This window comes from Leucobacter celer subsp. astrifaciens (genome assembly GCF_001273835.1).
Classification (GTDB): domain Bacteria; phylum Actinomycetota; class Actinomycetes; order Actinomycetales; family Microbacteriaceae; genus Leucobacter; species Leucobacter celer.
The window spans coordinates 146,807-158,469 of the sequence record NZ_JHEI01000144.1 but is presented as its reverse complement, the minus strand read 5'-3'; the positions used below and the strand labels follow the sequence as shown (position 1 = coordinate 158,469).

Annotated in this window: 9 protein-coding genes; 1 reads left to right on the top strand and 8 read right to left on the bottom strand. The window is 68.5% G+C overall.

The features are described from left to right. Positions 1-26: 26 nt before the first annotated feature. The 8 genes from AMS65_RS15630 to AMS65_RS15595 form a co-directional block, all read right to left on the bottom strand. Positions 27-1,418 (bottom strand): purine-cytosine permease family protein, encoded by a 1,392-nt coding sequence (locus AMS65_RS15630; protein WP_053385100.1) that lies wholly within the window; start codon positions 1,416-1,418, stop codon positions 27-29. Positions 1,419-1,502: 84 nt separating this feature from the next. After that, entirely contained in the window at positions 1,503-3,143 is a 1,641-nt protein-coding gene (locus tag AMS65_RS15625) for an amidohydrolase (protein WP_053385099.1), read from the bottom strand. 41 nt (positions 3,144-3,184) lie between these two features. Continuing rightward, positions 3,185-4,591 (bottom strand): purine-cytosine permease family protein, encoded by a 1,407-nt coding sequence (locus AMS65_RS15620; RefSeq protein ID WP_053385098.1) that lies wholly within the window; start codon positions 4,589-4,591, stop codon positions 3,185-3,187. A gap of 170 nt (positions 4,592-4,761) precedes the next feature. Beyond that, entirely contained in the window at positions 4,762-6,198 is a 1,437-nt protein-coding gene (locus tag AMS65_RS15615; RefSeq protein WP_053385097.1) for an aspartate aminotransferase family protein, read from the bottom strand. A gap of 268 nt (positions 6,199-6,466) precedes the next feature. Next, entirely contained in the window at positions 6,467-7,957 is a 1,491-nt protein-coding gene (locus AMS65_RS15610; protein WP_053385096.1) for an aldehyde dehydrogenase family protein, read from the bottom strand. Positions 7,958-7,985: 28 nt separating this feature from the next. Beyond that, positions 7,986-9,146 (bottom strand): M20 family metallopeptidase, encoded by a 1,161-nt coding sequence (locus tag AMS65_RS15605; RefSeq protein WP_053385095.1) that lies wholly within the window; start codon positions 9,144-9,146, stop codon positions 7,986-7,988. Further along, a complete protein-coding gene (locus tag AMS65_RS15600; protein ID WP_053385094.1) occupies positions 9,139-9,816 on the bottom strand; it encodes a DUF1028 domain-containing protein in 678 nt (225 codons plus the stop codon). Before AMS65_RS15600 ends, AMS65_RS15605 begins: the two co-directional genes overlap by 8 nt. Positions 9,817-9,828: 12 nt before the next feature. Beyond that, entirely contained in the window at positions 9,829-10,251 is a 423-nt protein-coding gene (locus tag AMS65_RS15595) for a RidA family protein (RefSeq protein ID WP_162231779.1), read from the bottom strand. Between the two features lie 169 nt (positions 10,252-10,420). On the opposite strand from AMS65_RS15595, the gene AMS65_RS15590 reads away from it, so the two are divergent. Continuing rightward, entirely contained in the window at positions 10,421-11,338 is a 918-nt protein-coding gene (locus AMS65_RS15590) for a LysR substrate-binding domain-containing protein (RefSeq protein WP_053385092.1), read from the top strand. Positions 11,339-11,663 lie beyond the last annotated feature (325 nt).

Below are 11,663 nucleotides of genomic sequence, written 5' to 3'. Positions count from 1 at the left end.
GACGCGCGTCACGAAGGGGGGCGCGGTTATGCCTGCAGTACCGGGCGCTTCGCGGTGGAGCGCACGAGCACGAGGTACACGACGGCCGTGACGGCGAAGCCGACCAGCCAGGCGATGTCGATGTACTGCAAAGGCTCGGCGAACGGGCCGGTGAAGAGCGGCGTGATCATGAACGGGACCTGGGCCGCGAGGCCGATCGCGTAGCTCCCCAGGCCGACCGCGTTCCACTTGCCGTACCGGCCGCCGTCGGGCATGAACATGTCGGCGATCGAGTACTCGCCCTTGTGCACGATGAAGTAGTCCACGAGGTTGATCGCCGACCACGGGATCAGCACGTAGAGCAGCAGCGTGAGGAAGGCCTCGAAGTTCGTCATGAAGTCGCCCTGACCGAGCACGGCGATGACGGTGGCGAGGGTGCCGGAGGCGATGGTCGTCCAGACCCGCACCCGCGAGGTGATGGTCGTCTTGAAGTTCGACTGCAGCACGGTCAGCCCGTTCATCACCGCCGAGTACAGCTCCACCCCGTTGATGAGCGCGGAGCTGACGGCGAAGACCAGCAGCACGATCAGACCGATCGCCCCGAGATGATCGCCGAGCGCGGCGAGCGGGTTGTCGGGGTTGGCGGCGCCGAGCAGCACGCCGAGCGACATCACGAAGACCGAGCTCAGCATGAGGCCCAGGTAGGTGCTCCAGAACGCCGTCTTCGGGCCGGTCTTCTTCGGCAGGTAGCGCGTGTAGTCGGAGACGTAGGGCGCGTAGGCCAGCTGCCAGACGACGCCGATCGCGAGCATGGCGAAGAAGCCCTCGGGGTTGAACACGGCATCGTCGCGCGAGGTGACGACCTCAGGCCGCATCCAGAACATGATCATCGAGACCGCGACCGCGACGCCGATGAAGATCGACAGCCACACCATGGTCTTGCGCAGCAGGTCGTAGCCGAAGACGCAGAGCACGATGCCGATCACCGCGAAGAGCACGATGGCCAGGGTGCCGTTGAAGTCGGGCAGCACCACGAGCAGCGAGTCCTTGGCGACGATGAGGATGCTCGCGAAGAAGCCCATGAACATGATGAACGCGATGAGCGCGAAGAGGCTGGCGCCCAGGTAGCCGAACTGCGCCCTGGCCTGCAGCATCTGCGGCACGCCGAGGTGCGGCCCCTGCGAGGCGTGCAGGGCGGCGCCGAACGCGCCGATCACGTTGCCCGCCACGATCGCGAGGATGCTCCATCCGACCGGCAGGCCGTAGGAGCCGCTGGCGACCGCGCCGGTGACGACGGCGAGCGGCATCATGTTGAGGCTCACCCAGATGGCGAAGATCGACCAGTTGGTTCCGGTCCGTTTGCTCTCCGGGATCGGCATGATGTGCTCTTGCTCGAACTGCACGAAACTCTTCGTGATGACGGGTGGTTCGTTGGACATGGTTCTTCTCTCTTCGTGTGGTGAGATACCGCCCGGTCGCGTCGATGCGGCCGGGCGCGCGGTGCACGTCTAGCGTTCGCGGGTTCAGCGTTCGAATACGGTGTCGCCTCCGAGGACGGTGCGAGCGACCCGGACCCGGTCGAAGTCGCCGGGGTCGCCCAACGGGCCGGTGAGGAGGACGAAGTCGGCGAGGTAGCCCGGGGCGAGCCGGCCGATGCGCTCGGCGAGGCCCGCGATCTCCGCCGCTCCGAGCGTGTACGCCCTGATGGCGGTCGGAACGTCGAGCCGCTCGCTCGGCGTCATCGCCTCCCGCGACGCATCGTTCAGCGCGTGCGCATCCGATGCGGGCGCCGTGCGATTGCAGGCCGTGTGCAGGCCCCACAGCGGATCCGGACTGGTGACCGGCCAATCGCTGCCCATCGCCAGGTGGGCACCTGCACGGTGCAGAGACCCGAACGGGAAGTGCCAGCGGGACCGCTCGCTGCCGAGCAGCGGCAGCTTCCGCTCCAGGATCTCCTGATCGGCCCGCGCCCACAGCGGCTGCAGATTCGCGGTGACGCCGAGTTCCGCGAAGCGGGGGATGTCCGCGGGATCGGCGAGGTCGATGTGCGCGATCTGGTGCGGCTGTCCGGGCCCGTTGCTGCGCCTCGCTGCGGCCACCGCGTCGAGGCACTCGCGCACCGCACGATCGCCCACCCCGTGGAAATGCACGCGCAGCCCGGCGGCGTCGATGGCCGTCGTGATCTCGGCGAGCGCTTCCGGCGGGATGACGGAGTCTCCGCGCGTCTCCGGGTGCACATCGGTGTAGGGAGCGACCAGCGCGGCGGTGCAGTTCTCGCAGATGCCGTCCTGCATGATCTTGACGCTGCCGACCTCGAATCCGGCCTCCCGGCACTCGCGCACGCGCGCCAGGATCCCGTCGATCGCGTCGACCCCGGCACCGGGCGGCCACCAGATGGACCCCGTGACCCGCGCTCGCAGGGAGCCGTCAGACACGGTCTCGAGATACGCCGGCACACAATCCGGCAGTGTGAGATAGCGGCCGAGGATCGCGTCGTGCCAGGCGGTGACCCCGAGCGAGAAGAGGTGCTCCTGAGCCAGCAGGAGGGCCGAGCGCAGGTCCTGGGGCTGAGGCTGCGGGATCAGCGAGGTGACCAGTTCGCCGGCCGATTCGAGGAGCATGCCGGTGGCCGCTCCGTGCTCGTCGCGCACAATGCGTCCCGCGGGTGTATCCGGGGTGTTGTCGTCGACACCCGCGAGTTCCAGTGCCCGAGAGTTCACCCAGACGCCGTGCGCATCGTGACTCGTGAGCACCGCCGGCCGATCCGGCACGAGCGCGTCGAGCAGCCCCTTCTCGGGGAATCCGCCCGGGAACGCATCGCCGAACCACCCGGCGCCGACGATCCATTCCCCCGCGTGCGAGGCGGCGTAGTCGCGGATCAGCCGGGCGTACCCGTCGATCGAGTGCGCCCCGTCGAGGTTGCACCCGAGCAGGCCGAGCCCGCCCGCCTGCGCGTGGATGTGCGCATCGTGGAAGCCCGGGAGCACCGCGGCACCGCCTGCTTCGAGCACCTCCGTGCGGGCTCCGATCAGGCCGCGGATCTCGGCGTCCGAGCCGATCCCGACGATCCGCCCGTCCGAGACGGCGAGCGCCGTGGCACTGCTCGGCTCGGGCGCCCAGAGCTGGGCTCCCAAGACGACGAGGTCTGCTTCCGAGTGCTGCATGATGGAGCTTCTCCGATCGGTGTGGGGACTCGTCCAGCGGGTTACGGTGTCGCGACCGGAACCGCGATCCTCGCCCGTTTCCACAGCACGTAGACGACAGCCGGAACGATGAAGCCGAAGATCCAGGCGATGTCGACGAAGCCGAGCGGTTCGGCGAGCGGACCCGTGTAGAGGGTGGTGACCATGAAGGGTACCTGCACCACCAGGCCGACCGCGTAGCTTCCGAGCCCGATCGCGTCCCACTTGCCGTACTCCCCGCCGTCGCGGCGGAACATGTCCTCGACGTTGTAGTGGCCCTTGCGCAGGATGAAGTAGTCGGCCAGGTTGATCGCGGACCAGGGGATGAGCACGTACAGCAGGATGAAGACGAAGTCCTTGAAGATGACCAGGAAGTCGTCCTTGCCGAAGATCGCGGCGAACATCGCGAGCAGCGCGTAGGCGATCGTCATTCCGATGCGCTTCGCCGTGTTGATGGTGATGCGGGAGGAGATCGACTCGAGCACCGTCAGCGAGGACATGACGCCCGAGTAGATGTTCGCCGAGTTGATGACGGCGGAGGCGATGCCGAACGCGAAGAGCACGATGGGGCCGAAGCCTCCGAGCAGCGCGCCGAGGGCGCCCATGGCGTTCCCGTCTTCGGTCGTGAGGCCCACGAGCGCCCCGAGCAGCATCACGATCACGGTGCCGATGACGAGTCCGAGATAGGTCGCCCAGAACGCCTTCTTGGCTCCGCTCTCCCGCGGCATGTAGCGGGAGTAGTCCGAGACGTACGGGGCGTAGGCGAGCTGCCAGGTGACCCCGACGGCGAGCATGCCGAAGAATCCGGCCGTGTTGAACCCCAGCTCGCGCGTCGTCTCGTAGGTCGCGGGATTGGCCATCGTCACGATGAGCGACGCTACGAACAGCAGGCCCAGCACGATCGACACCGACGCCATCGCCTTGCGCACGAGGTCGTAGCCGAAGATCGCGACGATGAGGGCGATGAGCGCGCAGACCACGATGCCGACATTGATCGCGTCGCTCTGGAACACGGCCATGAAGCTCTGCGAGGCGACGATGAGGTTCGACGCGAAGAAGCCGAGGAACATCAGCACCGCGATGAGCGCCAGCAGGCTCCCGCCGTAGTACCCGAACTGGCCCCTCGCCTGGAGCATCTGGGGGATCCCCAGCTGCGGCCCCTGCGAGGCGTGCAGCGCCGCGCCGATCCCGCCGATCAGGTTGCCGAGCACGATCGCGACCAGGCTCCACCCGATGGAGAGGCCGAAGAGCGTCGTGGCGAGCGCCCCGGTCACCACGGTCAGCGGGAGCATGTTGATCCCGAGCCAGATGAAGAACAGCCCGCGTGTCGTGCCGTGTCGTTCATCGTCCGGGATCGGGCGGATATGCCGACGCTCGAAGGTCACGATCTTCGTAGTGGAGGTGGTGAGCTTCGGGAAGTCTTCGGACATGGATACGCTCCTTTGCGCGGGAACCCGGATCGGGAGATGCTGTGGTGAGGTCTGCTGGAGGGGCGCGGATAGGCTGCACCGTCAGCCTGCGAGAGCCTGCGGGTCGCGGGATCTCCCCTCGGCCTCTGCGGCTGCTCGAAGAATGACGAGCGCCTATCCGCGCGATCGATCTAGAGGCCGGCGCCGTCGGTCGCGATGGCGAAGGCGCGATCCAGCAGCTCGGCCAGCTCGTCGATGTCGGCGCGCGTCATCACGAGCGGCGGCGAGACCTGCACGAGCGGGTTGCCCTCGGCATCGATGGCGACGCGGCAGATGAGGCCGACCTCGGCGAGCGCGGGGTTCAGGTGCTCGCCGACGAAGTCGCCCGCGCTGATCGGCTCGGCCTCCCAGCGCTTCGCCGCGTGGTTCGTGACGAGTTCGAAGCTGCGGTGGAAGCCGTCGCCGCGGAAGTCGCCGACGATCCCCGCGTGCTTCTTCGCGACCCCGGTGAGCTTCTCCTCGAGGTACGGGCTCAGCTCGGCGACGTTCTCGACGACGCCCTCGCGCTCCATGATCTCGAGGTTCTTGAGCGCCGCCGCGCAGGCCACGGGGTGACCGCCGTAGGTGAGCGCGTGGTTGAACATGCCGACCGGGCCGTCGAGCACCGTCTCGATGATCCGGTCGCTCGCGATCACACCGCCCAGCGGCATGTACGCCGACGCGATGCCCTTCGCGAACACGATCATGTCGGGCTGGAAGTCGTAGTGCTGCGAGCCGAACCAGCTGCCGAGGCGACCGAAGCCGGTGATGACCTCGTCGGCGATCATGAGGATCCCGTGCCTGTCGCAGAGGGCGCGCACCCCCGCGAAGTACTCGGGCGTCGGGGGCTTCAGACTGCCGCCGGCGTTCTGCAGCGGCTCCATGATGATCGCCGCGATCGTGTCCGGCCCCTCCTGCACGATGAGCGACTCGAGCTCGCCGAGCAGGAACGCGGTGGTCTGCTCCGGGGTCTCGCCCTCGGGCCGGCGGTAGCGCTTCGTGTTGTGCGTGTGGCGCACGCCCGACATGAGCGGCTCGAACATGGAGCGCACCGCGGTCATGCCGTTGAGGGACATGGCCCCGAAGCTGGTGCCGTGGTAGGCCACGCGGCGGGCGATGAACTTGTGACGGCTGCCCTGGCCGATGGTCTGCTGATACTGGCGGGCGAGCTTGATCGCCGCCTCGTTCGACTCCCCGCCGCCCGATGCGAAGAACACGCGGTTGAGGTCGCCGGGGGCGAGCTGTGCGATCTTCTGGGCGAGCAGCGCCGCCGGCGGATGCGTGACGCTCCAGGTGGTCTGGTAGGGCAGGGCGGCGAGCTGATCGCGCACCGCGTCGCCGACCTCGGCGCCGTGGGTGTAGCCGAGCTGCACGCAGAAGAGGCCGGCGAGGCCGTCGAAGAAGCGGCGGCCGTTCTCGTCGAACACCGAGCAGTGCTCGCCGCGCACGAACACGGGCAGCTCGTCGTCGCGGTACTTGCTCGCGGGGGTGAAGTTCATCACCAGGTGGCGCTTGGCGATCTCCGCGAGACCGCTCGGAGCCTCCGAGACCGTGTCGGCCAGGTCGATGGTTTCTTGCTGCAGAGTCATGATTCCTTCGAGTCCTCTCAGTCGGCTCTGACCGGGCGACGGAGCCGTTGCACACTCATCGTCACACCGGTCAGAACATCTGTAAAATAGTGAAAATCTGTCTTGATCATCTGGAAATCAGATCGCTTCGTGCGTGCTGGGTGGCTGGGATCCTGCGGCTGCGCGCAGATGAGATCCTGCGACTGCGCGCAGGATGACGGGATGAGGCGGAGCGCGAACGCCAGGGCGATTTCGACTCGCTGACGCTCGCTCAATCAGCGGGAAGCGCTCAGCCCCACTGCATCCAGGTGGTCTTGTAGTCGGTGTAGTTCTCGAGCGCGTGCACCGAGAGGTCGCGTCCGAAGCCCGACTGCTTGAAGCCGCCGAACGGAGTGGTGAAGCCCAGCGCATCGACCGTGTTCACCGATACCGTGCCCGCGACGAGGCGCTGCGAGACCCGGTGCGCGCGCGACAGGCTGCCGGTCCACAGCGAGGCGGCCAGGCCGTAGGGCGTCTCGTTCGCCCGCGCGATCGCCTCCTCCTCGGTGTCGAACGGCGTCACCACCGCCACCGGCCCGAAGATCTCGCGCGTGTGCACCTCGTGGTCGGCCGCAACATCAGTGACGATCGTCGGCTCGATGAAGGCGCGGGACCCGCCGATCTCGGGGCGGGATCCACCCGCGTAGATCGTGCCGTCGCGACGCGCGTTCTCGATCGTGGCCCACACCGTGTCGGCGTGCGCCTCGGAGACGAGCGAACCGATCCCGGCCTCGGGATCGAGGGGGTCCCCGGGCGCGTAGGCACCGGCGGCCTCCGCGTAGAGGCGCAGGAACTCGTCGTAGACCTCGCGCTCCACGAAGATCCGCGAGTTGGCCGAGCAGACCTCGCCCTGGTTGTAGAAGCTGCCGAACGCCGCCTTCTCGGCGGCGAGCCTCAGGTCGTCGCAGTCGGCGAAGACCAGGTTCGAGCTCTTGCCGCCCGCCTCGAGCGCGAGGCGCTTCATGTTCGACTGGCCCGCGTACTGCTGCAGCTGCTTCGCCACCTCGGTGGAGCCGGTGAAGGCGAGCATGTCGACGTCCTCGTGCAGCGCAAGCGCCCGGCCCACGGTCGAGCCTCGGCCCGTCACCACGTTGAGCACACCCGCGGGAATCCCGGCCTCGATCGCCAGTTCGGCGAGCAGCAGCGTCGAGTGCGATGCCTCGACCGGCGGCTTCACCACGACCGTGTTGCCCGCGGCGAGCGCGGGGGCGAGCTTCCAGGTGGCGATCTCGAGCGGGTAGTTCCAGGCGACGATCACCCCGATCACCCCCAGGGGTTCGCGGGTCACGAGCGCCGTCGATCCCGGCGGCGTGACCGGGATCAGGTCCTCCTGCTTCTCGATCGCCTCGGCGTAGAAGCGGTAGAGGGCCGCGGATCCCGGAGCATCGATCGTCGACGACTCGCGCACCGGCTTGCCCATATCGAGGCTGTCGTAGAGCGCGAACTCGTCGGCACGCGCCTCGATGAGTCGGGCGAGTTCGAGCAGGCGCTCGCGACGGAAGCCGGCCCCGGCGCGCGACCAGGATCCCGACTCGTAGGCGGCGCGCGCGGCGGCGACCGCCGCATCGACGTCGGCCTCGTCGCACGCGTGGACGTGGGAGATCACCTCGCCCGTCGCCGGGTTGGTCTTCTCGATGGTCGCGCCGGATCGCGCATCGACGCGCGCGCCGTCGATGACCGGGCGGCCGTCGAACTCGAGGGCCGCCGCGGCGGCCTGCCACTCCTCGTAGCTGCGGGACATGTCTTCCTCTTTTCGTGTGGTTCGGGATCTAATCGCGGCCCGAGCGGCGCAGCGCCACGTCGAGCGCGGTCCAGGCGAGGGCGGTCGCGCCGTCGCGCAGCGTCTGCTCGGCGACCGGGCCGACGCAGGCCGCGGCGAAGCCCGGCTGATGATTGCTCGCCTCGCCGCCGACGCCGATGTAGGGGTGGATCGCGTCGACGACCAGGGACACGTTGCCCATGTCGGTGGAGGCGCGGTTCATGGTCGCGGCCTGCGGATCCACGTCGAAGTCGCGACCGAGTGCGATCGCGTTCGCACGGTACAGCGCGAGCGCGTCCTCGTCCGCGCGCATCTCGGCGTAGCGCTTGCTCTCGGGGGTCACGGTGAGCCGCGCCCCGGTCGCGAGCGCTCCGGCTTCGAAGCACTTGAGCACCCGCTCCTCGAGCTCGAGCAGCTGCTCGGTGGTCTCGGCCCGCACGTACCAGCGCCCCTCGGTGCGCTCCGGGATCGCGTTCGGCGCCTCTCCCCCGCGCGTCTGCACGCCGTGCACCCGCACCCCGGAGGGGAGCTGCTGCCGCATGAGCGAGATCGCGAGCTGCGCGATGAGGAAGGCGTCGTTGGCGTTGATCCCGAGTTCGGGGTACGCGGCGGCGTGGGCCGCCCGGCCGTCGTACTGCACGTGCCAGTGCGCCACCGCGAAGGGCCGCGCCTCGGCCACGTCCACGGGAGCCGGGTGGGCCATGAGCGCGAAGTCGAGCTCCTGGAACGCACCGCGCTCGAGCAGCTCGATCTTGCCGCCGCCGCCCTCCTCCGCCGGGGTGCCGATCACCTCGACGGCGATCCCGAGTTCATCGGCCACGGCGGCGAGCGCGATCGCCCCGCCGGCCGACATCGCCGAGATGAGGTTGTGCCCGCAGGCGTGACCGAGCCCTGGGAGGGCATCGTACTCGGCGAGGAAACCGACGGTGAAGCGGGGCTCCGCCGATCCGGAACCCGCGCCGGAGACCGCTCGGAACGCGGTCTCGAGGCCCAGGTACGGCTGCTCCACGGCGAAGCCGTGCGCGGCGAGCACTCCCGCGACCGCGGCCGAGGAGCGATACTCCTGCCAGCCGAGCTCGGGATCGTCGTGCAGCCGGTTCGAGAGCGCGACGAGTTCGCCGTCCACCCGCGACAGGCGCTCCGCGATCCGGCGCTTCAGCTCGTCACTCATCGCCGGGCACACCGTACGACGGGGCCGCGGTCGGGTCGATGCCGCGGCTGACGTAGTCGTCGCGCTGAGGCAGCCACTCTTCCAGGACGCGTCCGAGGGCGCCGATCGGATCCTCATCGGCCCAGTCCACCCGCAGGTCGGTGACCCGCCAGCCGGCATTCGCCACGACCGAGATGCCCGCCGAGTGCACCGGGCCCGCCTCGCCCCCGGCGGCCATGGCCGCCCGCAGCGCGGCATACAGTCGCTCCTCGATGCGCCCCGTCGCAGAGAGCGCCGTGTCCACCAGCGCGTCGAGCACGTCGAGACTCGCGAGCATGTTGCCGCCCGCGACCGCGTTCTCGCGGGCCGCCGATCCGAAGACCCCGAGGGCGCGGCCGCCCGAGTAGACGGCGGCTCGGCCGGCGCCGTCGAGCACCAGCAGCTGACGGTAGTCGATCGTCGCGGGATCGGCCGCGGCGACGACGGCGTCGAGGGCCTGCTGCGCGGACGATCCGGATCGCAGCCGATCCAGGAGCTGCGGCCCGAGACGCGGGTCGGTGACGTTCTGCGAGTGAGCGCCGCCGATGCCGTCGGCGAGGTTGAGGCACCGGGCCGCGACCGCGGGCGAGGAGGAGATCGCCGAGCCGAACTCGCCGGTCTCGGGATCGCGGAGGATCAGGGAGAAGGTCATGGCGCGCGCTTCCTACTTCTCGCTGATGACGGCGGTGGCGTCGATCTCGACGAGCCACTCGGGGCGGGCGAGCGCCTGCACCACGATGCCGGTCGAGACGGGGTAGACGCCCTTCAACCACTTGCCGACGGTGCGGTACACGTCCTCGCGGTAGCGGGGGTCGATGATGTAGATCGTCACCTTGACGATGTCCTCGAGGCGACTGCCCGCCTCGTCGAGGAGCATCTTGATGTTCGCCATCGCCTGCTCCGTCTGAGCGGTCACGTCGCCGATCCCCACCGACTCGCGGGTCTCGAGATCCTGGCCGATCTGACCGCGGAGGTACACCACCCCGTTCGCCACGACCGCCTGGCAGAGGTCGTTGTCGAGGTTCTGCTCGGGATAGGTTTCCTGGGTATTGAACTTCCTCAGCCGCACGTGGGTCGTCTCAGCCACGGGGTCCTCCTCGTCGAGTGATGAATGGTCGTGTTCTACAGGCACCATTCTCGGGAGCAGCCATAGCATCTGTAAAATAGCTAAAACTTACCCAGATCATCTATTCAACAGATCGCCTCTCCGCGCCGCCCGTACCGCCGCGGAATGCCTCAGCACAGGGAGATCGGACATGCCGCAGCGCTTCCCGCTCACACTCACGCAGCTCGTCTACTTCGCCGAGTGCGCCAAGACGCTCAACATGACCGCAGCGAGCCAGGAACTCCACGTCGCGCAATCGGCGGTATCGACCGCCATCACGCAGCTGGAGCGGGCTCTCGGCGCGCCGCTCTTCATCCGCCAGCACTCCAAGGGCCTCGTGCTCACCCCCGCGGGCGAGACGCTGCTGCGGCACTCCCACCAGCTCTTCGACCACCTGAACGACACGCTCGAGACGATCCGGGCCGAGCAGAGCGACATCCGAGGATCGATCACGGTCGCCTGCTTCAACACGCTCGCCCCGTTCCTGCTCCCCCAGCTCATCAGCACGCTGCAGCAGCGATACCCGGAGCTCGAGATCGAGGTCACCGAGGGAGATCACGAGGAGAGCCTCGCCGCGCTGCGCGGGGGCCGGGCCGAACTCGCCATCACCTACAACCTCACCGACGCCGACGGCATCGACCGCGCGATCGTGGGCGAGTTCCGACCCCACGTCATCGTGCACACCGAGCATCGGCTCGCATCGCGCAAGCGGATCGCGCTCGCCGACGTCGCCGACGATCCCTTCGTGCTCCTCGACCCGCCCAGCAGCAGCGCCTACTTCCAGGGGATCCTGCTGCAGGCGGGGATCATGCCGAAGATCAAGTACCGCAGCTCGAGCTACGAGACCGTGCGCTCCATGGTCGCGGCCGGCCTCGGCTACTCGATCCTCAACCAGCGCCCCCGCATCGAGCAGACCTACACGGGCGCCAGTACCGTCGCGATCGAGATCACCGACCCCGTCGCGAGCCTCAGCGTCGCGGTCTCCACCCTCGCGCAGTCGAGGCGCTCGGCCCGGGCTCGAGCCGTCGAGGCCGTGGTGCGCGAGCTCCTCACCGACCCGCGCGTCTGAGCGGGCCCCTCCTCGCCCTCGCCGTCCCAGCACCCAGCACCCAGCCCAACGCGTAGCCATCCCAGCGCCTCAGCCGCTCAGCACCCAGCCCCCGAAACCCCCACTCCCAGAAGCCCCAGCCACCCCAGCGCGAGAGGAGAGTTTCGGCGCCGAAATCGCCCGCGATCCTGGCGCCGAAACTCTCCTCTCGCGCGATCCCTCGGCCACCACCGATGCATGCGTTAAAGCGATCCAGTAACTGTCCTGAATCTAATAGATAGATGCAGTGATCCGCGAACGCATATTGGCTTTGCCCGTTCCTCCTGGGGTTTGCTTGGGGCAGCGG